Origin of the sequence: Nocardiopsis oceanisediminis, from assembly GCF_048595525.1 — a bacterium.
In the GTDB taxonomy this organism is placed as follows: domain Bacteria; phylum Actinomycetota; class Actinomycetes; order Streptosporangiales; family Streptosporangiaceae; genus Nocardiopsis_A; species Nocardiopsis_A oceanisediminis.
In genome coordinates this window covers 5178435-5203607 of record NZ_JAFMZJ010000001.1, presented here as the reverse complement: position 1 = coordinate 5203607, position 25173 = coordinate 5178435, and the positions used below count along the sequence as shown (strand labels likewise).

The window sequence follows — 25173 nt, the reverse complement described above, 5'->3', positions numbered from 1 at the left end:
CACGCGGACGGTGCCCGGTCGGGGCGCGCTCCGCCGCGCCCGCCTCCGGCCGTCCGCTCCTCCGGACGGCGTCGTCGGCCTGCCAAGGCTGTTCGACGAGGGAGAGAAGAAGCCACATGCGAACCGAGCGCACCCGCGGCGGTGAGGCCGGATGACCGCCACCGCCCACGGCTACCCGCGCATCGGCCCCGACCGCGAGCTCAAGCAGGCCTGTGAGTCCTACTGGGCCGGCCGGAGCAGCGCCGCCGACCTGGACGCCGTCGCCGCGCGACTGCGCCGCGACGTCTGGCAGGACTTCCGCGCGGCCGGGGTCGACGAGATCCCATCGAACACGTTCTCCTACTACGACCACGTTCTCGACACCGCGCTGCTGTTCGACGCGGTTCCGGAGCGGTTCGGCCCGGCCCCCGAGGGAGAGGGGGCCGGCGCGGACCGCGCCGCCGAGCTGAAGCGCTACTTCACCCTGGCCCGCGGCTCGGACGACACGCCGCCGCTGGAGATGACCAAGTGGTTCGACACCAACTACCACTACCTGGTCCCGGAGCTGTCCCCGCAGACCCGGTTCCGCCTCGCCGGGACCAAGCCCCTCTCCGAGTACAACCAGGCCAAGGGGCTGGGCATCGAGACCCGGCCGGTGCTGGTCGGCCCCCTCACCTTCCTCCTGCTGGCCAAGCCCGCGGCGGGCGCCCCGGAGGGCTGGAGCCCGCTGGAGCTCCTGGACGGGCTGGTCGAGGCGTACGGCACGCTCCTCGGTGAACTCGCCGCGGCCGGCGCCCGCCAGGTCCAGCTGGACGAGCCGATCCTCGCCACCGACGAGGGCCGGGAGCGCACCGCGGAGCTGGAGCGGGTCTACTCCGCCCTGGGCGGCCGCTCCCGGCGCCCGGAGATCACCGTCTCCACCTACTTCGGGTCGATCGGGACCGCTGCCCTGGAGGCGCTCAAGCGCACCCCGGTGGAGCGGATCGGGCTGGACCTGGTGGCCGGCCCGGAGGCCGCCGACGAACTGGCCGCCGTCTCCGGCCTGGGCGACAAGACCCTGGTCGCCGGGGTGGTCGACGGGCGCAACGTGTGGCGCACCGACGTGTCCGCCGCGCTGGCCCGGCTCGGCCCGCTGCTCGGCCTGGCCCGCGAGGTCGTGGTGAGCACCTCCTGCTCGCTGCTGCACGTCCCGGTCGACCTGGACGCCGAGACCGACCTGGACCCGGCGATCCGCGCCCGGCTCGCCTTCGCCCGGCAGAAGCTGGACGAGGTGGTCCTGCTCGGCCGCGCCCTGTCCGCCGACGACGAGGCCACCGCCGCGGAGATCGCCTCCGCGCGCGCCGAGCTCCCCGAGCCGGAGGGCTTCCGCGACCCGCAGGTGCGGGCCCGCCTGGACGCCCTGGGCGAGCTCCCGGTCCGCAACCGGGAGGAGCGCTGGAGCGGCGGCGGTGAGCGGCAGGTGCTGCCGACCACCACCATCGGCTCCTTCCCGCAGACCGCGGAGATCCGCAAGACCCGGTCCGAGCACCGGGCCGGGCGGCTCAGCGAGGAGGAGTACACCGCCCGGATGCGGGCCGAGATCGACTCGGTCATCGCGCTCCAGGAGGACATCGGCCTCGACGTGCTGGTGCACGGCGAGCCGGAGCGCAACGACATGGTGCAGTACTTCGCCGAGCGGCTGGGCGGCTTCGTCACCACGAAGAAGGGCTGGGTGCAGTCCTACGGGTCGCGCTGCGTGCGCCCGCCGATCCTCTACGGGGACGTGCGCCGCCCCGAGCCGATGACGGTGGACTGGGCCGTCTACGCCCAGTCCCGCACCGGCAAGCCGGTCAAGGGCATGCTGACCGGTCCGGTGACCATCCTGGCCTGGTCCTTCGTCCGGGACGACCAGCCGCTGGCCGACACCGCCCGGCAGGTGGCGCTGGCCCTGCGGGACGAGGTCTCGGACCTGGAGCGCGCCGGCATCCGGCACATCCAGGTCGACGAGGCGGCGCTGCGCGAGCTGCTGCCGCTGCGGAAGCAGGACCGCCAGGCCTACCTGGACTGGGCGATCAGCGCGTTCCGGCTGGCCACCTCCGGGGTGGGCGCCAGCACCACGGTGCACACCCACATGTGCTACTCGGAGTTCGGCCGCATCGTCGGCGCGATCGAGGCGCTGGACGCCGACGTCACCAGCGTCGAGGCGGCCCGCTCGCACATGGAGCTGGTGGACGACCTGGAGCGGGCCGGCTACCGCAGGGGCATCGGCCCGGGCGTGTACGACATCCACTCGCCCCGGGTGCCCTCGGTCGAGGAGATCGAGGAGGCGCTGCGCAGCGCGCTGCGCGCGGTCCCGGCCGACCGGCTGTGGGTCAACCCCGACTGCGGTCTGAAGACCCGGGGCTACACCGAGGTCGAGCCGGCGCTGCGGAACATGGTCGAGGCGGCCCGCCGGGTCCGCGCCGACCTGCCGGCGCAGGGCTGACGGACCGGGCGGCGGCCGCGGGGCATCCGGTCCCGCGGCCGCCGCCCGGACACGCGGACACGCAGAAGGGGCGCGGGCCGAAGCCCGCGCCCCTTTCCGCTGCGCGCCGGTGCCGCCGGGCGGCACCGGGGTCCGTCAGGAGCCGATCAGCCCCAGCGACTCGTCGCCCAGCGAGTTCATCATGCCCTCGACGTCGTCGAACTTGAGCGGCGCCGGAGCGTTCTTCGGGGCGTCGTAGGCGTTGCTCTCGGTGAACTCCACCTCGACGTTGATGTTGCCCTCGCGGATGAGCACGGTGGCCACCGAGCTCTTGGTGCCGGCGATCTCCTGGGTGGCGAAGATGATCGCGGCCTCCTCGCCCAGGTTCAGCTCCTCGTTCTCGTGCACCTTGGTCGGGATGATGTCGCTGCTCTCATCCGTGGCGTACTCGACGTTCTCCTGGAACTGGGTCTTGGCGCCCTCGATGGAGTCGGACCCGCCGTAGGGGACCTGGTACTGGACGCTGACGTTGGCGTAGCCGTCGCCGCCCAGGGACTCCGCGGTGTACATGCACGAGGAGGAGGTGTCGGTCAGCGACTTGCTGCCGTCCTTGAGGCCGTACTCGCCGGCGGTGGCCTCGGAGAAGGCCGAGCAGGGGTCCTCGGGCAGCGCGTACGGGGGCTCGCCCTTGGGGCCGCTCGCCTCGCCGCCGCCCTCGGTCGTCTCCTCGGTGGTCTCCTCGGGCTTCTTGGAGGGGTCGGCCGCCGTGCCGCCGCCCTCGCCGCCGCCGCTCTCGCCACCGCGGATGAGCATCACCACGACGGCGACGACCAGCAGCAGGATGACCACGCCGCCGCCGATGACGATCCACATCCCGGCGCTGCTCTTCTTCGGCGGGGGGTAGCCCGGAGACCCCATCGGGGCACCGGGGCCGCCCGGCCCGTAGGGCGGGGGCTGTCCGGGGCCACCGGAGTACATCGGCTGCGGCCCGCCGGGAGGACCGGGCTGGCCGGGCCCGCCGGGCTGACCCGGCTGGGGGCCGGTGCCGTAGGGGGACTGGAAATGGGGCTGGCCATGTCCGCCGCCCTGCGGTGGCTGGCCGTAAGGTCCGTTGTCGCTCATTGCTCCCCTCGCGCCCTGCGTATCTGAACGGTTCGTGAGACGCGCATGGGCGCGTTCATGGTTCCCTGCGATCGGAAGGCGGCCCCGCGGCGCTCTCACCGGCGGACCGGGCGGCCGACCGCGGTGCCCGCCGAAGCGGCACCGGGTTCGAAATCCTAGCGTCCGCCGGGATGGCCCTCGGTGGGTGCCTCTGTCCGGACGTCAGTGCATCGTCACCGTTTCGTGGCGATTCCGTACTTGAACGGAGCGGCCGGGTGAGGGAAGAGGCGCCGCCGGAGGGCTCCCGGGGCCCGCACAATGGTGGCCCGGGAAACCCGGGAACGGCCGCCGCGGCCGCGGATCGTTGCCGGAATGAGACGCGCGGGGCTAGCGTTGGAGCGGCGGCCGCCGCACCGGCGCCCGCCTCCGGACCAGCACGGAGGGACGCCCATTGCCCGCGCGCAGAGCCGATCCCAAGCACGGCGGCCCCAGGCACGGATTCTGGGCCTGGTTCGCCTTCATCCTCGCGGTGGGCGCGGTGCTCGCCGTCACCGGCGGCTGCCTCAGCGTGATGTACGCCCCGGTGTTCGGCGGGGGCTGACCGGGAGGGGCCGCACCGGCGGCGGGAGCGGGGCCGCCGCCCCGCTCCCGCGGTGACCGGGGCCGCCGCGCGGGAGGGCGGCCCGGGGCGCGGGAAGCGCCGCAGGCCCTCCGGGGCGCCGGGGCCCTCAGAACATCGAGATGTGCACGTGGTCGAAGTGGTTCTCGGTGATGCTGCCGCGGTCGGCCATGTCCCGCCAGCCCTCGTCGGAGCGGCGGATGTCCCAGATCTGCTGGCGGTAGATGATGTACATGATGCCCAGCCGCTCGGCGTTGTCCTGGGCCCAGTCGGCGATCTCCTGGCCGTGCGCGATCTGCTCCTCCGACGGCATCTGGCCGTTCTTGTCGACCATGAAGTCGCAGGCGCGGCCCTTGGGGTGCTCGCCGACCACGTAGCCGCCGTCCGGGCGGTAGCAGCCGACCCCGCCGTGCTTCCTGTTCTCGCCGAACTTCTCGGTGATGACCTCGCGCATCTGCCGGGTGCGCGGGGTGAGGTTGTCCGGCGGCCCCATCTCCTGCTGCGGGTGCTCGGCGATGAGCCGCTGCACCTCCTCGCGGCGCCCCTCCAGCTCGTCCAGGTCCTCCTGGACCTCGTCCGCCTTGGCCTGGGCGTTGTCGCGGGCCTTCTCGTCCCGCTCGATCGCCTGCTCCAGGGCGTCGATGCGCTCCTGGTGGTTGGCGGAGAGGTGGCCGATCAGCTGGGCCTGGTCGATGAGGAGCTGCGGGTCCTCCTCGACGAACACGGTCAGCGAGGGGTCCAGGCCGCCGCTGGTGTAGCTGGCGATCGCCAGCTGCTGCACCTGCTCACGGGCGTCGTCCACCTCGTCCTGGGTCTTGTCCGCGCGCTCCTGGGCCTTCTCCGCGTCGTCGAAGACGCCTTCCATGTCGCGCAGCTCGCCGTTGTACTCCTCGCTCAGCGCATCGGCGCGGTCCTGCAGCTCGGAGAGGCTCTCGCGGGGCGCCGGCGCGGCCGCCGCGGGGAGCGGGGACAGCACCGAGGCCAGCATGAGCGCCGCGGCGGCGGCGCGTCCGGCCCCGGCGCGCCGCGGCGCCCGGGGCTCGGCGGGGCAGGGCGGGTCGGGTGCCCAGAAGTCGGCGAAGGGATCGTCGCCGCTCACTCTGTCGGGCTCCACGGAATGTCTTCTCCTCGGATCGGCCGCGGTCGGCGGGCGCGCTGCGGAAGCCGCTTCCGCCCGCCGGGTACGGGGTGGCGCGCGCCGGGGCCCCGGCGGTGCGGGGCGGCGGTCTCGGCCGCGGGGCGGCCGGGAGGGGCCGCGCGGGCCCCGGGTCCGCACGCCAGGAAGGTTAAAGGCAGTTTCATCGGATCGCCAACGCACGGGTGATATGTGGCGGATCTAACGCCCGTTTCGTCCGGGAACGTCCCGTGGTCGTAGAGGGAGTGTGGTTACCTGGGTCCGTGGACTACATCGCTCACGGCACCCCCGCCCCCCGCGCCCCGAGGCGCGGTTGTCGGCCGTGTCCGCAGAGGCACCGTCCGGCCGGCGGCGACTGTCCCATGCCGGAGTTCCACTGATCACCCGCTGATCCCGCGACTCCCGGGCCCGGAGGCCCGGTCCGAGCGCGGGCAGCGCGTCGCCGCGCACTTCCCTCTCCCCGCGTTGCACCATGCACTGGCATGGGCGAACACGCATGCGGCGGGCGCGAGCACCCCGGTCCGCAGCGGCCCGAGGCGTTCGAGAGCGCCCCGCCGTGCCGCAGGAGGGCCGCGGCGGAGCGGCCGGAGCGCTCCGTGCGGCCCGCGCAGTCCGTCCTTGCTGGCCTCCAGCGAGCCGATCGACGAGGAAACCCGTGATAGAAGCCGTGGGCCTGCGCAAGGTCTACCCGTTGAAGCAACGAGAGGTCGTCGCCCTCGACGGCGTCGACCTCCACGTCGAGCAGGGCGAGATATTCGGGGTGGTGGGCCAGAGCGGCGCGGGCAAGAGCACCCTGCTGCGCTGCGTCAACCTGCTGGAGCGCCCGACGGCGGGGACGGTCTCGGTGGACGGCCGGGAGCTCACCGGGATGCCCGCCCGCGGCCTGCGCCGGGCGCGCCGCGGCATCGGCATGGTGCACCAGCACTTCGCGCTGCTCTCCTCGCGGACCGTCGCGGCCAACGTCGCCTTCCCGCTGGAGGTCGCCGGCGTCCCCCGGGCGCGCCGCGCCGCCCGCGTCGGCGAGCTGCTCGAACTGGTCGGCCTGGCGGACAAGGCCAAGGCCTACCCGGCGCAGCTGTCCGGCGGGCAGAAGCAGCGGGTCGGCATCGCCCGGGCACTGGCCTCCGATCCCAAGGTGCTGCTCAGCGACGAGGCCACCTCGGCGCTCGACCCGGCCACCACCGAGTCGATCCTGGAGCTGCTGCGCGACCTCAACCGCCAGCTCGGCCTGACCATCCTGCTGATCACCCACGAGATGGACGTGATCAAGCGGATCTGCGACTCCGCGGCGATCATGGAGGACGGCTCCTTCCGCGAGGCCGGCAAGGTGCTCGACCTGATCGGCACCCCCGATTCGCTGCTGGCGGCCTCGCTGTTCCCGCTGCCCGCCACCGATGTGCCCGACGCGGTGGCGCTCACCTACCCGCGCTCCTTCGACGAGCCGCTGATGTCCGAGCTCACCCGCCGCTTCGACGTGGACGTGAACGTGCTCGGCGGCGCGGTGGAGAACGTCGCCGGCACCTCGGTGGGCCGGCTCAACGTGCAGGTGCGCGGCGCCAACCGGGAGGCCGCACTGGGCTTCCTGGCCGACAAGGGGCTGCTGGTCCGGGAGGCGAACCGATGAACTGGACCGAGGAACTGGCGCAGCGCTGGCCGGAGATGTCGGAGGTGCTCTGGTACGGCACCCTGGACACGCTCTACATGGTGCTGTGGGCGACGGTCTTCAGCGTGCTGGTGGGCCTGCCGCTCGGGGTGCTGCTGGTGACCACCGACCGGGGCGGCCTCACCCCCGCGCCGCTGGTCAAGGCGGTGCTGGGCGCGGTGGTCAACATCGGCCGCTCGCTGCCGTTCATCGTCCTGATGGTCGCGGTGCTCTCGCTGACCCGGCTGCTCATCGGCACCACCCTGGGCCCGACCGCGGCGATCGTGCCGCTGAGCATCGGCGCCATCCCGTTCTTCGCCCGGCTGGTGGAGACCGCGGTGCGCGAGGTCGACCGCGAGGTGGTCGAGGCCGCGCACGCGATGGGCGCCCGCAAGCTGACCATCGTCGGCAAGGTGCTGCTCCCCGAGGCCCTGCCGGGCCTGGTGGCCGGCCTGGTCATGACGGTGGTCGCGCTGGTCTCCTACTCGGCGATGGCCGGCGCGATCGGCGGCGGCGGCCTCGGCGACATCGCGATCCGCGAGGGCTACCAGCGCTTCGACGACTACTACCTGTGGGCCACCGTGATCCTCCTGGTTGTCATCGTCCAGGCGGCGCAGAGCCTCGGGGACTTCATCATCCGGCGGGTCTCGCACCGCTAGCGGACCCGGTCGACCACACACGCAAGGAGTACGAAGGTGCGCACCACCCTGGCGATCATCGGAGCGGCGGCCCTGGCGGCGACCGCGGCCGGCTGCGGCAGCCCCAGCGAGCGGGCCCAGGACGGCGGCGGCGAGGAGGGGCTGACCACGATCACGGTCGGCGCCACCCCGGTGCCCCACGCCGATGTGCTGAAGTACGTGCAGGAGAACCTGGCGGCCGACGCCGGGCTGGACATCGAGGTGCAGGAGTTCACCGACTACAACCAGCCCAACGCCGCGCTCACCGAGGGCGGTCTGGACGCCAACTACTTCCAGACCCGGCCGTTCCTGGACGACTTCCTGGCCAACAACTCCGACGCCGACCTGGTCTACCTGGACGACGTCCACCTGGAGGCGTTCGGGCTCTACTCCCAGGACCTCGAGGACGTCGAGGGCATCGAGGACGGCGCGAAGATCGGGGTCCCCTCCGACGCGGCCAACATGGGCCGGGCGCTGAAGCTGCTGGAGCAGGAGGGGCTGCTCGAACTGGCCCCCGACGCCGGCGACAACGCCTCGGAGTCCGACATCGAGAAGAACCCCAAGGACCTGGACATCGTGCCCACCGAGGCGGCCCAGCTGCCCCGGTCGCTGCAGGACCTGGACGCCGCGGCGGTCAACGGCAACTACGCCATCGAGGCGGACCTGGCGACCGAGGCCAACGCCCTGGCCTGGGAGTCCACCGAGGACAACCCGTACGGCAACGGCCTGGTGGTCCGCGGCGAGGACACCGAGGACGAGGCCGTGACCACTCTGAACGAGCTGCTCCACAGCGACGAGGTCAAGGAGTACATGGAGAAGGAGTGGAAGGGCGTCGTCATCCCGCTCGGCGGCGAGAAGGAGTGACGCCCCCGGGCGCCTGAACCGCGGCGGCCCCGCACCCCGGAGCACGGGGGCGGGGCCGCTCGCGCGTAACGGTCGGGTAACCGGGGCGGCTGCGGGGATTGACGGCGGGGGAGCGGGTGCCGTTCGCTGTGTGGGAGCGCTCCCAAACCGGGTGGCGGGAGCCTGCCGGGGGGACACGGACCCTGAGAAGCGAGGCCGAGATGACCAAGCGTTCACCCACGACCCGACCGCGCCCGGTGCCCCGGGCCGCCGCCGCGGCCCTCGCCGGCGGCGCGCTGCTGCTCGCCACCGCCTGCGGCGGAGGGGGCGGCGGCGACGGGGAGGTCACCCTCACCGTCGACACCTTCGGAGTGATGGGCTACGAGGCGCTCCTCGAGCGCTTCGAGGAGGAGCACGGCATCCGGGTGGAGGAGCGCAACGTCACCGACGTCGCCGACTACACCCCGCAGCTGCAGCAGAACATCGCCTCCGGCAGCGGCGCCGGAGACGTGGTGGCGATCGAAGAGGCCAACATCGCCCAGTTCATGCTCCAGAAGGAGGCCTTCGTCGACCTGGCCGAGCACGGCGCCGCCGGCCTGGAGGAGAACTTCCTGGACTGGAAGTGGGACCAGGGCACCGCCCCGGACGGCCGCATCGTCGGCCTGGGCACCGACATCGGCGGGCTGGGCATGTGCTACGACACCGAGCTGTTCGACCAGGCCGGCCTGCCCACCGACCGGGAGGAGGTCGGCGGACTCTGGCCGACCTGGGACGAGTACGCCGCCACCGGGGAGGAGTTCGCCGAGGCCGACACCGGCGCCGCGTTCATGTCCACGATCCAGCCGCTGTTCCGGGTGGTGACCGCCCAGGCCGGCGGGGAGCCGTTCCAGAACACCGAGGGCGAACTGGTCATCGAGGACACCCCGTCCACCCGCGAGGCCTACGACACGGTCACCGGCATGTCGGACCTCTCCGCGGCGCTGCCCATCTGGTCCGAGGAGTGGAACGCGGCGATCCAGGACAACGCGTTCGCCACCATGCCCTGCCCGGCGTGGATGCTCGGGCACATCGAGAACACCGCGGGCGAGGCCGGCGAGGGCCGGTGGGACGTGGCCGCGGTCCCGGGCGGCGGAGGCAACTGGGGCGGCTCCTTCCTCGCCGTCCCGGCGCAGAGCGAGCACCCGGAGGAGGCCGCCGAGCTGGCGAAGTTCCTCACCTCCCCGGAGGGCCAGCTGAGCGCCTGGGAGGAGGCCAACACGCTGCCCTCCTCGCCGGAGGCGCTGGAGTCGGCCGAGGTCACCGAGTTCACCCGGCCCTACTTCAACGACGCCCCGGTCGGCGCGATCTTCGGCGCCACCGCGATGGAGCTGGAGCCGGTCTACTACGGCCCGGACACCCAGGCGGTCGACGACGCGTTCCGCGCCGCGCTGGAATCGGTCGAGCAGGGGCAGGCCACCGCGGACGAGGGCTGGGAGACCGCGGTCTCCGGGAGCGAGCGGGCGGCCGGATGACCACGGCGAGCCGGGCGCCGCGGAGCGCGCGGCGCGGCACCGACCGCGCCGCGCGGCTGCGCTCCGCCCTGGACACCAAAGCCGCGCCGTACGCCTTCATCGCCCCGTTCTTCCTGCTCTTCGGGGTCTTCGGGCTGTTCCCGCTGCTCTACACGGCGTGGGTGTCGCTGCACGACTGGAGCCTGATCGGCGGCAACGAGGGCTTCGTCGGACTGGAGAACTACCGGGTCCTGCTCGGCGACGCCAAGTTCTGGAACGCGCTCGCCAACACGCTGGGCATCTTCGCGATCGCGGTGGTCCCGCAGTTGCTGGCGGCGCTGCTGCTGGCCGACGCGCTCAACCGGATCGTCCGGGGGCGCGGGCTGCTGCAGATCGCGCTGATCATCCCCTACGTCACCTCCATCGCGGCGATGGCGATCGTGTTCAGCACCCTGTTCGGCACCGAGTACGGCATGGTCAACCAGTTCCTCGGGCTGTTCGGCATCGACCCGGTGAACTGGCGCGGCGGCCGGCTCTCCTCCTGGACGGCGATCGCGGTGATGGTGGACTGGCGCTGGACCGGCTACAACACGCTGATCTACCTGGCCGCGATGCAGGCGGTCCCCAAGGACCTCTACGAGGCGGCCGCGCTGGACGGCGCCTCCGCGCTGCGCCGGTTCTGGCGGATCACCGTCCCGATGATGCGGCCCACCATCCTGTTCACCGTCATCATCTCCACCATCGGCCAGATGCAGCTGTTCACCGAGCCCGCGGTCTTCGACACCGGCGGCGCGATGGCCGGCGGCACCCAGGGCCAGTACCAGACCGTGATGATGCTCGTCTTCCAAGAGGCCTTCCGGTACGGCGACTACGGCTACGGCTCCGCGGTCTCCTGGGTGCTCTTCCTGGTCATCGTGGTGCTCGGGCTGGTCAACGTGCTCATCACCGGCCGGATCAAGGGGGCGTCATGACCATCACCGCCGACCGCCCGGCGCAGGCGCCCGCCCGCAGGCGGCCCCGCCCGGCGGGCAGGGTGCGCCGGCTGCGCGAGAGGGCGCCGCTCACCTACGCGGGGCTGCTGCTCACCGTGGTGCTCTCGCTCTTCCCGCTGTGGTGGATGCTGGTCATCGCCACCCGCACCACCGACGCCGTCGCCCGGTTCCCGCCGGCGCTGCTGCCCGGCGGCGAGTTCGCGGCCAACACCGAGCGGCTGTTCGGCAACGCGAGCGCGCACTTCACCCTGGGGCTCTGGAACTCCTTCGTCGCCTCGGCGACCGTGGCGGTCTCGGTGGTGCTCTTCTGCTCGCTGGCCGGGTTCGCCCTGGCCAAGCTGGAGTTCCCGGGGCGGAACGGGTTCACCGTCGCGGTGGTGGTCACCATGGCGGTCCCGGTCCAGGTGGGCATCATCCCGCTGCTGGTGCTGATGCAGTGGCTGGGCTGGCGCGGCGAGCTGCAGGCCGTCATCGTCCCGTTCCTGGTCAGCGGGTTCGGGGTGTTCATGATGCGGCAGTACGCCGCCCAGGGCGTCCCGGACGAGCTGCTGGAGGCGGCCCGGATCGACGGCTGCTCCCTGCTGCGCACCTTCTGGAGCGTGGTGCTGCCGGTGCTCCGCCCGGCCATGGTCGTGCTCGGCCTGCTCACCTTCATGCAGAGCTGGAACGAGTTCGTCTGGGCGATCGCCGTGCTGACCCCGGACAACCCCACGGTGCAGTTCTCCATCAACCAGCTCAGCGAATCCGCCTACGCCCGGGACTTCTCGCTGATGTTCACCGGCGCGGCCTACGCGACCCTGCCCCTGCTCATCCTGTTCGCCGTCTTCGGCCGACGGCTCGTCGGCCGCATCATGGAAGGTGCCGTCAAGGCGTGACCTCTTCACCGACGCACTCGGCCTCCCCGACGCAGGCCCGGACCAGTACCGACGAGGCCCTCGACCCGGCGGCGTTCCCGCCCGGGTTCCTCTGGGGGGCGTCCACCTCCGCCTTCCAGATCGAGGGCGCGACCGGCGCGGACGGCCGCGGCCCCAGCATCTGGGACGCCTTCGCCGCCGAACCGGGCCGGATCCTCGGCGGCGACACCGGGGACCCCGCCGCCGACCACTACCGCCGGTGGCGCGAGGACGTGGAGCTCGTCCGCGAACTCGGCCTGGGCGCCTACCGGTTCTCCATCGCCTGGCCGCGGGTGCAGCCCGCCGGCTCCGGGCCGGCCGACCGGGCCGGCCTGGACTTCTACGACCGCCTGGTGGACGCCCTGCTGGAGGCGGGCGCCGAACCCTGGCCCACCCTCTACCACTGGGACCTGCCCGAACCGCTGGAGGAGGCCGGCGGCTGGCCGGAGCGGGACACCGCGCTGCGCTTCGCCGAGTACGCTGGCCTGGTCCGCGACGCCCTGGGGGACCGGGTCGCCGACTGGACCACGATCAACGAGCCGTGGTGCGCGGCGTTCCTCGGCTACGCCGCCGGGGTGCACGCGCCCGGCCGGACCGAGCCGGCCGCCGCCCTGGCCGCCGCCCACCACCTGCTGCTCGGCCACGGGCTGGCCGCCGGGGTGCTGCGCGGGGGGCGGGGCACCCCGCGGGTCGGCATCGTGCACAACCAGACCGAGCTGCTGCCCTACCGCGCCGAGGTGGCCGACCTGGTCGCGGCCCGCCGGGCCGACGCGGTGCGCAACCGGGTCTTCACCGACCCGCTGCTGCACGGGCGCTACCCCGCCGACCTGGTCGAGGACCTCGCCCCGGTGACCGACTTCGCATTCGTCCGCGACGGCGACCTGGAGCTGGCCTCGGCCCCGCTGGACCTGCTCGGCGTCAACTTCTACCAGCCGCACCGGGTGGCGGCCTCGGCCGAGGGCATCGACCCGGACCTGCTGGAGTCCGGCGGCGACACGGCGGCGCTGGTCGGCTGCGAGACCGAGGTCATGGTCCGGCGCGGGCTGGAGACCACCGGCATGGGCTGGGAGATCGACCCGTCCGGGATGTACGGGGTGCTCACCCGGCTCGCCGCCGAGGCGCCCGGGGTGCCGCTGTACGTGGTGGAGAACGGCGCCGCCTACCCCGATGAGGTCTCCGCGGACGGCAGGGTGCGCGACCCCGACCGGATCCGCTACCTGGAGGCGCACCTGCGCGCCGTGCACCAGGCGGTGCGGGCCGGAGCGCCGGTGCGCGGCTACTTCGTCTGGTCGCTGCTGGACAACTTCGAGTGGGCTTGGGGATACTCCCAGCGGTTCGGACTGGTGCACGTCGACTATGCGACGCAGCGCCGAACGGTCAAGGACAGCGGCCGCTGGTACGCGGCGGTCGCGCGCACCGGGACGCTGCCCGGCGCCGGCGGGGGGTGACCCCGGAGGAGAGAGCATGGACGGGGAGCGCAGGCCGACCCTGGAGGCGGTCGCCCGGCACGCCGGGGTCGGCCGGGGAACGGTGTCCCGGGTGATCAACGGCTCCGAGCGGGTCAGCGAACGGACCCGAGCGGCGGTGCAGAGCGCCATCGAGGAGCTGGGGTACGTGCCCAACCGGGCGGCCCGCACCCTGGTCACCCGGCGCACCGACATGGTGGCGCTGGTGGTGTCGGAGTCGGAGGAGCGGCTGTTCGCCCAGCCGTTCTTCGCCGGGATCGTGCGCGGGGTCGCCGGGGTGCTCGCCGAGCGCGGCCTGCAGCTGCTGCTGGCCACCGCGCGCACCGCGGCCGACCACGAGCGGCTCGGCGACTACCTGGTCGGCGGGCACGTGGACGGGGTGCTGCTGGTCTCGCTGCACGCCGACGACCCGCTGCCCGGACGGCTCACCGCCGCGGGGATCCCGTTCGTGCTGGGCGGCCGCCCGGCGCACCCGGGCGCGGGCGCGGTGCACTACGTCGACATCGACAACGTCGGCGGCGCCGGGCTGGCGGTGCGCCGGCTGGCCGGGATCGGGCGGCGGCGGATCGCCACCGTCGCCGGCCCGGCGGACATGCCCGCCGGCCAAGACCGGTTGGAGGGCTACCTGCGGGCGCTGGAGGAGGCGGGCCTGGAGGCGGATCCCGCGCTGGTGGCGCGGGCCGACTTCAGCCGCGAGGGGGGCACGCGGGCCATGCGCGGGCTGCTCGAGGCCGCGCCCGACCTGGACGCGGTCTTCGCCGCCTCGGACGACATGGCGCTGGCCGCGCTGCGGGTGCTGCGCGAGGCGGGGCGGCGGGTCCCCGAGGACGTGGCGCTGGTCGGCTACGACGACACGGACCTCGCCGCCGGCGCCGACCCGCCGCTGACCACGGTGCACCAGCCGACCGAGCGGATGGGCGGCGAAATGGCGCGGCTCCTCGCCGACCGGGCCCTGGCGCGGGCCGTCCCGGAGGGCGTCGTCCTGGAAACCCGGCTGGTCGTCCGCGCGTCGGGTTGACGGCGGCCGGAAACGGCCCCGGTTCCTCTGGACTCCCGGTCACAGCGTGTGCAACGCTGGGCACGCTTCCGCTCGCGCCGCGTCGCCGTGCCTCGCGCCGGGCGGCGAGACGACGGACTTTCCTGCGGGGGGACGTGCTTATGCCGAGCGGGCCCGGGGCGTCGCCGGGGGAGGGCCTCAGGCCCCGCTGCGCCGTCGAGCGCTGCCGCTGGTGCGAGCGGGACGACCTGCCCTGCCGGTTCTGCTCCGGAACGGGGCGCTGGTCGCCGCAGCGGCCCGGCGTCGACGGCAACGGGGCCATCGAGTGGGCCCGGGTGGACGAGCAGTGCCGGATGTGCGCCGGCACCGGCCGGGAGCACTCCCCGCTCGCCGAGCCGCCGGGCCCCGCCCCCTCCGCGCCCTCCCCGGGCGAGCTGTAGGTTCGTCGGTGGGGCCCGCCGCAGCGGGCCGCCGACGGGCGACGACCGGGGGGAGAACGGGAATGCGCTGGGTCACGTACCTGTCGCCGAGCGGGGGAACCGAGCGGTCCGGGGTGATCGACGACGGGTGCGTCTACGGCCACCCGGGCGGCACCGGCCTGGCAGAGCTGCTCGATGCCGACGCCGCGGGGCTGGCGGCCGCGCACACCGAGGCGCTGGACGCCCCGCTGGAGATCATCGTCGAGTTCGAGACCCGGCTGTGCGTGCCGGTCCGGCCGGACCGGCCGGTGCCCGCCTCCCTGGGCGGCGGTCCGGTGCGGATCGCCCCGGAGCTGGTGCACGGCACCGACGACGGCGCGCCGCTGCCGCCCGGAGCCGAGGGCCTGACCGCGTCGGTGGGCGCGGCGGAGCTGCGCGGCGCCTCCGGCCGGCTGCTCGGCCGCACCGCGGCCTGCCTGTGGCGCGCCCCGGACGGCACCCCCGTCCGGCTCAGCACCGGCCCGGCCGTGGTCACCCCGGACGAGCAGGGGACCGGGCCGATCCGGGTCACCGCTGAGGCGGACGGGGCCGTGCTGGCCACCGCCGAACTCCCGGCGGACGCCTCTTGGGCAGACCCCGGCGAGCCCCTCTCCGCCGCGCTTCCGGCCACCACCCGCCTGCTGGAGCCGGGCGAGGAGCTCTTCGTGGACGCCGGCCCGCTCGGCGAATTCGAGATCCGCGTCGGCGCCGAGGCCTGACCCGCGCCCCCAGGCGCGACACCCCACGGGGCCGGGATCCGAACCCGCAGCAAGGCCAGGAGCGGGACCGGCCGGTCGGTCGGGCGCGGTGCCTCACGGGGCCGGGGTTCAGGCGGGCGGCGACGGCGCAGGTAGGGCCGGTGCCGGGCACCCCACCCGAGCGCGGCGCCTCGCGGAGTGAAGGTTCAAACAGGCGGCGACGGCGGCGGTAGGGGCGGAGCGGGCGCTTCACCCGGGCGCGGCGCCCCACGGGGCCGGGGTTCAAGCGGGCGGCGGGGGCGGGAGCGGGCCGGGCGCCGCGTTCACCGGCCCGGCCCGGCGCGTGCTCCCGGCGAGGGGAGGCAGCGCCCCGGCGAAGGTGGGGGTGGGCCCGCCTGCCTGGGCCCGCCAGGGGGCCTTATCCCTATATGCCTGGTTTGCGGTGGGGATCGGGTAGGGGCGGGAGCGCCCTGCGCACCTCCGCAGCACCCCGATTACATCTACCAGCGAGTAGTAAGCCCCGAAGCCCCCACCATCCCCTCGCCGATCACCCAGAGTGGCCAAAGCGGGGCCTCCGGGCAGGGCAAATACGACATCTCGCCCCCACGCCCGCCCTTCCCAGGTTCCGGCCCCCTGCCTTCCGGTCTTTCGGGCGGCTCGAACCCCCGAGCACCGGCCCGATCAGGGTGATTCAGCCCCTCGGGGGCCTGTTCCGGGCCGGGATGCGCGCCCGGGAATCACCGGGGTGCTCTCGCGGTGTGCAGGGCGCCCCTCCCCGTCATCACCCTGCGTATTCGTCCAGGTCGGGGAGGTGCGGCGGTTTCAAGGGCGGTCGGCCACGCCGCCGGGGCAGTGCGGCGCGGCGATCCTGCCGCCCCGGCCGGCCTCGCTCTGCCGCACCCGACCGACCAGCCGGCACGCCCTCCCGCCCTCGCTGCCCGCTTGAACCCCGGCCCCGTGGGGCGCCGCGCCCGGGCGGCCGCCTCCGCCCCGCCCCTACCGCTGCCGTCGCCGCCTGCTCGGGCCTTCGCTCTGCGGGGCGCCGCGCCCGACCGACCGGCCGGTCCCATTGCCGCCTTCGCCGCCCGGTTGAACCTCCGCTCCGCGAGGCGCCGCGCTCGGCCGGGGTGCCCGACCTTGCCCCTTCCTCTGCCGTCGCCGCCGGTTTGAGCCTCCACCCCGTGGGGCGCCGCACCCGACCGACCGGCCGGCGTGCCCCTCCCCGCTGTCGCCGCTGGTCTGAACCCCGGCCCCGTGGGGCGCCGCGCCCGGCTGGGGCGCTTGGCCACGCTCCACCTTCGCCGTTGCCGCCGGTTTGAACACCCGCTTCACGAGGGGCCGCGCTCGGGTGATCGCCTTCGCTTCGAGTGGCCCTCTCCGATTCCGGGTCCGGGGCGGTGGGGGCTCTGCGGTGCCGAGTACGCTCGTCCGGTCGCCCGTCTTCCGAGGGCGGCATCGGTCCCGGGGGAGGGGCGGAACCACCCGGATCCGCCTGTGCCGGGGCCGCCGTACGACCGTGATGGAGGCGCCATGACCGCTCGGATGAGGCTGTCCGCGATCACCCTCGACTGCGCCGACCCCGAGGCGCTGGCCGAGTTCTACCGGCGCGCCACCGGGATGGAACCGCACCCCCGGTCGAACGCGGACTTCGCCGGGCTGCTCCGCGAAGACGGGCTCTTCATCGGCTTCCAGCGGGTCGAGGGCTACCGGGCGCCGGACTGGCCGGAGCAGGCCGTGCCGCAGCAGGCCCACTTCGACTTCGACGTCGACGACTTGGAGGAGACGAGGGCCCTGCTGCTGGAACTGGGGGCGGCCGAGCCGGAGCGGCAGCCGGGCGGGGACACCTGGCGGGTCTTCACCGATCCGGCGGGGCACCCCTTCTGCGTGATCGAGCGCTCCGCCTGAGCGGGGGCGCAGCGCAGGCCCGCTCCAGGGTGCCCCGAGGCCGGTTCCGGGGCGGCGCGGGGCGGTGGTCATCCGCTGCCGGGGCGGAACTCCCAGTGCCAGGGTTCGAAACCGCCGCGGGCCCAGGGCGGGTTGTGCCAGCCGTGCTCCTCGGCGGCGGCCAGCATCCAGCGGTGCTCGGCGGAGTCCTCCCGCTCGACGCCGCCGCACAGGTCGACCGCGAGGCCCAGGCCGTGGGTGCTGGTGCCGGGGTCGGCGGCCATGCCGGGCTCCATCTCGGAGAAGAGCCGGACCTGCTCGTCGATCGGCCGGTAGGAGTCGGTCACGCACATCGGGCGACCGAACCGCTCCCGGTAGGCGGTGTCCAGGCGGCCGAACGCTGCGGCGGCGTCGGAGCGCAGCGCTTCGCCGGGCTGGGCGAGCGGGCACAGCTCGGAGGCGGGGATGCGGCCGTTGGAGCGCTGCCCGGCGGGCGGGGCGGTGGAGCAGGGGCCGTTCCCGGAGCCGGAACCGGGCGGGACCGCGGCGGGAGGCTCCCCGCCTCCGCCGGAGGGGGGCTCCGCAGGGGCCCCGGGATCGCCGACGGGGGAGTCCCCGCCGGCGTCCTCCGGGGCGCCGCTCTCGCCGTTTCCGCCGTCCCCGTCGGCTCCGTCGTCCCCTTCACCGGTCCCGCCGCCCCCGGCCGGGTGGTCCCCGCCGGGGGAGGCCGCCGCTCCGGAGCCGCCGCCCGGGGCGGGGGCCGCGGGCGGCTCCGCTCCGGAGTCCCCGGGCTGGGCGTGCGGGTCGTCGTCCGAGCCGGCTCCCCCGGATCCGCCGGCGGATCCCTCCGCCTGCTCTGCGCCCTTGCCCGGCGCGGGGGCGCCGCCGGACCCGTGCACCGCGGCCTCCAGCTCGGACTGCTCGGCGATCAGGGCGGACAGCTCATCGCGCCGGGAGCCCAGCGCCGCCGCGGCGTCCTCCTTGGCCCGGCGCGCGGCGTCGGTCGCGTCCCGCTGCTCGGCGAGGGCGTCCTCGGCGTACCCGTTCAGGGTGCCGGTGGCCGAGGCGGCCGCCTCGGCGCGGTCCAGTGCGCCCCTGCGGTGCTCGGAGAGCAGGGTCAGGAAGGAGCTGCGGTCCAGCGCCTCCTGCGGGCCGCGGGCATCGGTCCAGGCGACCATCGGCCCGGTGTCCACGCCCATGTAGGCCGCCGCGGCCTGCCCGGCGGCGGCCCGGCGGACCTCGCCGTGGCGGTCGGCGGCCCGGTCGGCGGCGCGCCGCGCCGCGCGGTAGGCGTCCTCGGCCTCCTCCAGCCGCTCCGCCTCGGTGAAGTAGTCCGCGACCGCCTGCTCGCCCTCCTCGTACAGGGCGTCGACCTCGGTGCGGAGCTCGGCGAGGCGGACCTGGAGCGGAACGGGGTCCGCGGCGCCGCCGTGCGGCGGCGCGGCACCGGCGCACACACCGGCGGCCAGGACCGGCCCCAGTAGGGCGGCGAACCTGCGCGGGACGAGACGATCCGACCTGATTTCGCGCGGAACCACTGACACACCCCCAGGGAACACGTGCCTCAGATGACACATTGTCACGCCCCCGTCACCGGTTCACAGGTATCTGCGGGTGTGTTCGAAAAGTTATCGGAAGGATCGGTCGTGCCGGAATCGCCCGTGTGGCCAGGGAAGTCGTCATGTCCGGTATGGGGGTGTCCGACGGACCGAATCGAAATCCCCTGTGCCTGCGGGGGCGGTATCGGAGGCGGGGGAGGTGACGTCCGGGGCCGAATTGGTACTCTGTGCTCTCCAAGTGCGCCATTTCAGGTTTTGGTGCGCGACGCCTCTTCCCCTCATGAGGCGGGCCCGCCGCGGCAGCCCCACGTTCCGCCACGCGCGCCCAGTCGTGTCCGATCGGCCCCGCGGTCCCATCGGCGCCTCCGTACCAGCGGCCGCAGGCCGTCCCACATGAGGGCAGCGTCCATCACACGAGGCGGTGAACGAAAGGTTGCGAGGGTCCGTGTCGACACGTGCGGCGAGAAGCAAGGCCGACGCCCCGCAGGAAGAGCCCCTGGAGGACGGCGGGCGAGAGCGGCGCCGGCGGTGGTCGCCGCGGAACTGGCGGGTGCGCTCCCGGCTGGTCGCGCTGATCGCCATTCCCACGGTCGCCGCCCTCGTTCTGGGCGGCCTGAGAGTGGGCAGCAACGCCGGTGAGGCGGTCACCCACGACCACATCCAGAGCATGGCCATCCTGGGCCAGGACATCGTCGACCTCACCTATGAGCTCGGCAAGGAGCGCCAGGCCTCGGCGCTCTACATCGCCGACGCCCGCAACCCCGAGGACCGCGACCCCGAGCTCCTGGTGGACCTCCAGGAGCAGATCAAGGCCACCAAGCGCGCGCAGTCCGCGGTCGACGACCGCCTCGCCGAGCTCGGCGACCTCGGCGGCGGCACCGCCGAGGACCGCCGCAAGCGGATGGTCTCCTCGCTGGACGGCCTGGACGGCATCCGCCAGGAGGTGGAGGGCACCGCGCTGACCGTGCTGCCCGCCGCCACCAAGTACCGCCAGGTGGTCAACACCCTCAACGAGTTCGGCGCGACCATCGGCGAGGGCACCGACAACGCCGAGCTGCAGGAGAGCGTCCGCGCGCTCAGCTCGCTCAACAAGGCGCGCGAGCACCTCTCCTTCGAGTCGGCGCTGATGATGCACGTGCTGACCCGCAACTCGATGTCCGGCGGTGTCCAGGAGGCCATCCAGAACACCCGCTCGCGCTACGAGAACGAGATCCAGAACTTCACCTCGAGCGCCACCGCCGAGCAGCGGCAGACCTACGAGTCCACGTTCACCGGGCTCGAGGTCAGCCAGATGACCACGGTGCGCCAGCGGGTGCTGATGCGCGCCGACAACGAGACGCGGCTGGCCGGCGCCAAGGGGATCGACACCGCCGCCGGCTACACCAAGGTCGCCGAGGCCTCGCTGGGGCTGGCGCACGACGCCGACTCCAAGGTCGCGGGCATGGTCGCCGACGAGGCCGACCAGCTGCGCAAGGACGCCCTGCTGGCCGCGGTGCTCGACTCGGTCGCGGTGCTCCTGGTGATCATCGCCACCTTCCTGGTCACCAGCATGGTGATCCGCTCCCTGCTGCGCCCGCTGCGCCGCCTGCGCGAGGGCGCGCTCCGCGTCGCCGACCGGGACCTGCCCGACTCCATCAGCCGGATGAAGGACACCACCACCACGCCCGACCAGGTGCAGGTCGTCCCGATCGACGTGGGGACCAAGGACGAGATCAGCGAGGTCGCGACCTCCTTCGACCAGGTCCACCGGGTCGCGATGCGGCTGGCCTCGGAGGAGGCCGCGCTGCGCTCCAACGTCAACGCGATGTTCGTCAACCTCTCCCGGCGCAGCCAGACCCTGGTCGAGCGGCAGCTGCGGCTCATCGACGGCCTGGAGCAGAGCGAGCAGGACTCCGAGCGCCTCTCCGACCTGTTCCAGCTCGACCACCTGGCCACCCGCATGCGGCGCAACGCGGAGAACCTGCTGGTCCTCTCCGGCCAGGACAACACCCGCAAGTGGGCCCAGCCGGTCCCGCTGGTCGACGTGCTGCGCGGCGCGGTCTCCGAGGTCGAGCAGTACGAGCGGGTCAACGTCCGCGCCCCCTCCGACGTGTCGGTGCTGGGCCGCCCGGTCAACGACGTCATCCACCTCGTCGCCGAGCTGGTGGAGAACGCCACCGCGTTCTCCTCGCACGACTCGCACGTCTCGGTCACCGCCCGGGTCGGCGAGGACGGCGGCGCCCGGGTCGAGGTCACCGACTCCGGCATCGGCATGCCGCCGGAGGAGATCGACGCGGTCAACCGCCGCCTCGCCGAGCCGCCCGTGATCGACGTCGCGGTCTCCCGCCGGATGGGCCTGTTCGTGGTCAGCCGGCTGGCCGCCCGGCACGGCATCCGGGTGCACCTCGCCGAGGCCCGCACCGGCGGCGGCGTCACCGCCGTCGCCGACATCCCGGCCGACCTGCTGATCACCCCGGTCGAGCCGTCCCGCGCCCTCGAGGCGGGGGGCGTCCCGGACACCTACGCCCAGGCGCAGGAGGCCTTCGCGGCCTCCCCCGCGCCCAGCGAGCCGGACGACGGCTGGGGCCGCGGCTCCTACGCCGCCGACGCGGGGGCCTCCCGGCCGGACACCGGCTCCTCCCCCCTCGGCGACCAGCTGCCCAAGCGCCAGCCCGGCAGCCACCGCTCCGACCAGGGCGGGGGCGCCGAGCACCCGCCCAGCGGGGAGGACCTGTGGCAGGCCGCGGGGCGGAGCGACCGGCCGCTCCCCGAGCGGCCCGCCCCGGAGCCGCCGGCCCCCGAGCCGCCGGCCGCGCCGCACCGTCCGGCCGCCCCGGACCAGCAGGTCAGCCGTTCCGCCGGGTCGCTGTTCGAGCCGCGTCAGACCGGCTCCTTCCCGGCGGTCCCGGAGAGCGCTCCGGAGTCCGCGGCCGGCCCCTACGCGGGGAGCGGAGCGGAGGCCCCGCGCCCGGCCGACGGGCCCGCCGCCCACGAGTCCAGCGGCTTCTCCAACGGCTTCCTCGGCGCGCGCGGCGGCGGTGCGGAGGACCGCCCCGCCGACGGCGCCCGGGACGGCTCCCCCGCCCCCGCCCCCGCGTCCGACGCCTGGCCGCAGGAGCGGGCCCCGGAGCCGGAGGCCCCGCGCGAGGAGCCGCCGGCGGCCCCCCGCCCCGGCCAGTGGTGGCAGGAGCCGTCCGGGCCGGCCGAGCAGCGGCCGGCCGAGCCCGAGCCCCGCGAGGGCTACGGCTCGACGGCCTACCTGTCCCGCCGCTACGGCCGGGGCCAGGCCCCCGGGCAGAACACCGTGGTCCCGCCGTCGCCGGAGTCCGGCTCGGAGGCGCTGCCGATCTTCGACGCCATCGAGTCCAACTGGTTCAAGCGGCGCACCTCGGGCCCGGAGACCGGGCCGATCCCGGCGCCCGAGCCCGCTCCCGCCGCCCCGCAGGCCCCGCCCGCGGCCCCCGCCGTCCCGGCGGAGGCTCCGCGCCCCCAGGCGGCCCCGGAGCCCCCGGCCGCCCCGCAGCAGAACGGGGAGGGCCGGAACGGGCGGAGCGAGGACGGCTGGCGCTCCGATTCCGACCGCGGCTGGAAGGCCGCGCGCAGCGCGGCCGAGCCGATCGCCGGAGGGCTCACCGAGTCGGGGTTGCCAAAACGTGTCCCTAAGGCAAACCTTGTTCCGGGCACCGCGCCTCAGCCGGAGAACTTCCGGCAGATGCCGGACCGCTCGGCCGACCGGGTGCGGAACCGGTTCTCCGGCTTCCAGCGGGGGGTCCGGGAGGGCCGCAACCAGACCGGTGACTTCAACCGGGGCGGCGGCGGCGAGGACCGGAACCCGGAGGAGCGGTAGAGTTCATGCCCGCGTCGGCACGGCGCCCGCGCCCGCTGAACCGCCAGGGGCGCCGGACAACAGGAAAGCGCGATGAAATAGCATCATCCGCACTTCTAGCGACATACAGCACCATAAAGTCACTACCGACGAAGGTCCGGCCCGCCGGACGCCCCGACCGGGGCGCGGGCCGGGATGAACAGGAGCGCAGGCGATGAATCAACCGGTGAACGAGCTGAACTGGCTGATCACTGACTTTGCCAACCGGGTGCCGGACGTCGCGCACGCGATCGTCGTCTCGTCGGACGGCCTGCCGCTCGCCTCGTCGGAGGGCTTCCCCGCGGACCGGGCCGACCAGCTCGCCGCGATCGCCTCGGGCCTGTCCAGCCTCACCCAGGGGGCGGCCCGGGTCTTCGAGGGCGGCGCCGTCGCGCAGACCGTCGTCGAGATGGAGCGCGGCCTGATGCTCATCATGGCCATCAGCGACGGGTCGTGCCTGGCGGTGCTCGCCGCGGCCGAGTGCGACCTGGGCCTGGTGGCCTACGAGATGACCCTCCTTGTCGAACGGGCAGGAAGGGCGCTCACGCCCGCAACGCGGACATCGGACATGCACTGATCCACCACACCTGATCCATCACCGACAGGAGGAAAGTGGTGGCACCTCACAGCAGAGATGCCGGGAGCGCCTCGTGGTTCGGGCAGCGTCCGGCCGGCCCGCAGCCGGCGGCGCCCCCGCCCCCGAGCGGCGGGGAGCTCCCACGCCCCGCCCAGCAGCAACCCGACCAACCGACCCGGCCGCCGGCGGGCAACTCCCCCAGCTCGCTGGTCCGGCCGTACGCCGTGACGCGGGGGCGGACCAAGCCGAAGGCCCAGCTCCCGCTCGAGGCGCTGATCTCGGCGACCGCGACCGCACGCAACGAGATGGGGGCCCTGACCCCGGAGTGTCAGGCGATCAGCGACCTGTGCCGGGAATGGCGCTCGGTGGCCGAGATCAGTGCACTGCTGCGGATTCCGCTCGGTGTCGCCCGCGTCCTCGTGGCCGACATGTCGGAGCAGGGGCTGGTGCAGATCCGATCCTCGCTCGAAACCGACAGCCGCCCCAACGCCAACCTGCTTGAAAGGGTGCTCAGTGGACTTCGCAAGCTCTAGCCCGGCCGAGGAGGGCGGTGCTGCGGCGAGCGCGATGACGTCGGTCAAGATCGTCGTCGCCGGCGGCTTCGGCGTCGGCAAGACGACGTTCGTCGGCTCGGTGTCGGAGATCGTGCCGCTGACCACCGAAGCGGTGATGACCAGCGCCAGCGTCGGTGTCGACGACCTCGCCAAGACGCCGGACAAGCAGACCACCACGGTCGCGATGGACTTCGGCCGCGTCTCCCTCGACTCGGACCTGATCCTGTACCTGTTCGGGACCCCGGGCCAGCACCGGTTCTGGTTCATGTGGGACGACCTGGTCAAGGGCGCCATCGGCGCGGTCGTGCTGGTGGACACCCGGCGGCTCGCCGACTGCTTCCCGGCCATCGACTACTTCGAAGAGGCCCGGCTGCCCTTCGTGGTGGGGATCAACGGGTTCGACGGCTACTACCCGCACGCCGCCGAGGAGGTGCGCGACGCGCTGACCCTCAGCCCGGAGATCCCGATCGTCCAGGTCGATGCGCGCGACCGGGCCTCCACCAAGGCGACCCTGATCACCCTGGTGGAGCACGCCATCACCGTCGGCGACCGCGGCGGTGCGGGCCAGCCCACCTCCACCGGAGGCCAGGGCTCCTGGCGCTGACGGCGGCCCCGCCCCGCGGAGCGGCGGCCGCCGCGCGTCAGCGCCCCCGGTCCAGCGCCACCGCGCGCACCGGGGCGCCGTCGCCGGAGGCGAGCCGGAGCGGGAACGCGCAGAACCACGGGTCGGCGAAATCGATCCGGTCCAGCCGGCACAGGTTCTCGATGATCGTCCCGCCGGCGCCGAGCACCGCGCGGTGCGCGGACCAGTCGTCGGCCTCGACGCCCCCGTAGGGGGTCTGGTCCGGGCTGAGCGTGTCCACGCCCAGCGTGCGCACCCCGCGCTCCACCAGCGCGCGGGCGGTCTCCGCGGCCAGGTAGGGGTGGTCGTGGTAGCGCTCGGTGCCGTAGTGCCGGTCCCACCCGGTGCGCACCAGCACCGCGGCGCCGGGGACCAGCAGGCCGGCCCAGGGCTCCAGCGCCTCGGGGCCGATCGCCGCGCGCGGCTCCAGCCCGGTCGCGTCCACCACCACCGCCGGGCCGGTGAACAGCTCCAGCGGCAGCTCGTCCAGGCGCGGGCCGTCCGCCAGGAAGTGGTACGGGGCGTCGGCGTGCGTTCCGGTGTGCGATCCCATCCGGACCCGCACCGAGTTGTAGCCGTCCGCGGCCAGGCTGCACGCCGGTGCGATCTCCGGCGGCTCGTCCCCCGGGTAGACCTGGGTCTGCGGCCCCACCGGGTGGCTCAGGTCCACGACTCGCCCCACGGCCATCTGCGTCCTCCC

Annotated in this window: 21 protein-coding genes; 17 read left to right on the top strand and 4 right to left on the bottom strand. The window is 74.1% G+C overall.

Annotated elements, in window-relative coordinates:
* Positions 1-151 precede the first annotated feature (151 nt).
* The gene (gene metE / locus J0910_RS22745) at positions 152-2443 is read left to right on the top strand and encodes a 5-methyltetrahydropteroyltriglutamate--homocysteine S-methyltransferase (protein WP_420160567.1); all 2292 of its coding nucleotides are present in this window, start codon (positions 152-154) and stop codon (positions 2441-2443) included.
* Between the two features lie 135 nt (positions 2444-2578).
* Here the strand turns inward: metE and J0910_RS22740 are convergent, their stop codons facing one another.
* The gene (locus J0910_RS22740) at positions 2579-3295 is read right to left on the bottom strand and encodes a DUF3558 domain-containing protein (RefSeq protein ID WP_420160566.1); all 717 of its coding nucleotides are present in this window, start codon (positions 3293-3295) and stop codon (positions 2579-2581) included.
* 679 nt (positions 3296-3974) lie between these two features.
* Between J0910_RS22740 and J0910_RS22735 the strand changes: the two genes are divergently transcribed.
* Entirely contained in the window at positions 3975-4124 is a 150-nt protein-coding gene (locus J0910_RS22735) for a hypothetical protein (RefSeq protein ID WP_420160565.1), read from the top strand.
* A gap of 127 nt (positions 4125-4251) precedes the next feature.
* Here the strand turns inward: J0910_RS22735 and J0910_RS22730 are convergent, their stop codons facing one another.
* Positions 4252-5256, bottom strand: a complete 1005-nt coding sequence (locus J0910_RS22730; RefSeq protein ID WP_420160564.1) for a coiled-coil domain-containing protein — start codon at positions 5254-5256, stop codon at positions 4252-4254.
* A gap of 688 nt (positions 5257-5944) precedes the next feature.
* On the opposite strand from J0910_RS22730, the gene J0910_RS22725 reads away from it, so the two are divergent.
* From J0910_RS22725 to J0910_RS22675, 11 genes are all read left to right on the top strand, one after another.
* Positions 5945-6901 (top strand): methionine ABC transporter ATP-binding protein, encoded by a 957-nt coding sequence (locus J0910_RS22725; RefSeq protein ID WP_420162061.1) that lies wholly within the window; start codon positions 5945-5947, stop codon positions 6899-6901.
* Positions 6898-7578 (top strand): methionine ABC transporter permease, encoded by a 681-nt coding sequence (locus J0910_RS22720; protein WP_420160563.1) that lies wholly within the window; start codon positions 6898-6900, stop codon positions 7576-7578. Before J0910_RS22725 ends, J0910_RS22720 begins: the two co-directional genes overlap by 4 nt.
* A 36-nt stretch (positions 7579-7614) precedes the next feature.
* Positions 7615-8460 (top strand): MetQ/NlpA family ABC transporter substrate-binding protein, encoded by an 846-nt coding sequence (locus J0910_RS22715; protein WP_420160562.1) that lies wholly within the window; start codon positions 7615-7617, stop codon positions 8458-8460.
* A gap of 200 nt (positions 8461-8660) precedes the next feature.
* Complete coding sequence (locus J0910_RS22710) at positions 8661-9950, top strand: extracellular solute-binding protein (protein ID WP_420160561.1); 1290 nt, start codon at positions 8661-8663, stop codon at positions 9948-9950.
* Positions 9947-10900: a carbohydrate ABC transporter permease gene (locus tag J0910_RS22705; protein WP_420160560.1), complete on the top strand. Its 954-nt coding sequence runs from the start codon at positions 9947-9949 to the stop codon at positions 10898-10900. The genes J0910_RS22710 and J0910_RS22705 overlap by 4 nt, the downstream gene beginning before the upstream one ends.
* A complete protein-coding gene (locus J0910_RS22700) occupies positions 10897-11796 on the top strand; it encodes a carbohydrate ABC transporter permease (RefSeq protein ID WP_420160559.1) in 900 nt (299 codons plus the stop codon). Before J0910_RS22705 ends, J0910_RS22700 begins: the two co-directional genes overlap by 4 nt.
* Positions 11793-13262 carry a GH1 family beta-glucosidase gene (locus J0910_RS22695; protein ID WP_420160558.1) on the top strand — a complete coding sequence of 490 codons (1470 nt, stop codon included), beginning with the start codon at positions 11793-11795 and terminating at the stop codon, positions 13260-13262. The genes J0910_RS22700 and J0910_RS22695 overlap by 4 nt, the downstream gene beginning before the upstream one ends.
* 16 nt (positions 13263-13278) lie before the next feature.
* Positions 13279-14298, top strand: a complete 1020-nt coding sequence (locus J0910_RS22690; RefSeq protein WP_420160557.1) for a LacI family DNA-binding transcriptional regulator — start codon at positions 13279-13281, stop codon at positions 14296-14298.
* Positions 14299-14438: 140 nt separating this feature from the next.
* Positions 14439-14717, top strand: coding sequence for a hypothetical protein (locus tag J0910_RS22685; protein WP_420160556.1), 279 nt, complete (start codon positions 14439-14441; stop codon positions 14715-14717).
* 62 nt (positions 14718-14779) lie between these two features.
* Entirely contained in the window at positions 14780-15454 is a 675-nt protein-coding gene (locus J0910_RS22680) for a hypothetical protein (protein WP_420160555.1), read from the top strand.
* Between the two features lie 1509 nt (positions 15455-16963).
* A complete protein-coding gene (locus tag J0910_RS22675; RefSeq protein ID WP_420160554.1) occupies positions 16964-17338 on the top strand; it encodes a VOC family protein in 375 nt (124 codons plus the stop codon).
* 68 nt (positions 17339-17406) lie between these two features.
* On the opposite strand, the gene J0910_RS22670 is transcribed toward J0910_RS22675, so the two are convergent.
* Positions 17407-18855: a D-alanyl-D-alanine carboxypeptidase family protein gene (locus J0910_RS22670; protein WP_420160553.1), complete on the bottom strand. Its 1449-nt coding sequence runs from the start codon at positions 18853-18855 to the stop codon at positions 17407-17409.
* A gap of 466 nt (positions 18856-19321) precedes the next feature.
* Here J0910_RS22670 and J0910_RS22665 point away from each other — a divergent pair, with 466 nt between their 5' ends.
* The 4 genes from J0910_RS22665 to J0910_RS22650 all read left to right on the top strand — a co-directional run bounded on the left by J0910_RS22665 (position 19322) and on the right by J0910_RS22650 (position 24455).
* Positions 19322-22702, top strand: coding sequence for a sensor histidine kinase (locus tag J0910_RS22665; RefSeq protein ID WP_420160552.1), 3381 nt, complete (start codon positions 19322-19324; stop codon positions 22700-22702).
* Positions 22703-22895: 193 nt separating this feature from the next.
* On the top strand, positions 22896-23297 hold the full coding sequence (locus J0910_RS22660; protein WP_184391617.1) for a roadblock/LC7 domain-containing protein: 402 nt from the start codon (positions 22896-22898) through the stop codon (positions 23295-23297).
* A 38-nt stretch (positions 23298-23335) separates the two neighbouring features.
* Positions 23336-23830 carry a DUF742 domain-containing protein gene (locus J0910_RS22655; protein ID WP_420160551.1) on the top strand — a complete coding sequence of 165 codons (495 nt, stop codon included), beginning with the start codon at positions 23336-23338 and terminating at the stop codon, positions 23828-23830.
* A gap of 34 nt (positions 23831-23864) precedes the next feature.
* Positions 23865-24455, top strand: a complete 591-nt coding sequence (locus tag J0910_RS22650; RefSeq protein WP_017595170.1) for a GTP-binding protein — start codon at positions 23865-23867, stop codon at positions 24453-24455.
* Between the two features lie 37 nt (positions 24456-24492).
* On the opposite strand, the gene J0910_RS22645 is transcribed toward J0910_RS22650, so the two are convergent.
* Positions 24493-25161, bottom strand: coding sequence for a cyclase family protein (locus tag J0910_RS22645; protein ID WP_420160550.1), 669 nt, complete (start codon positions 25159-25161; stop codon positions 24493-24495).
* Positions 25162-25173: the final 12 nt, after the last annotated feature.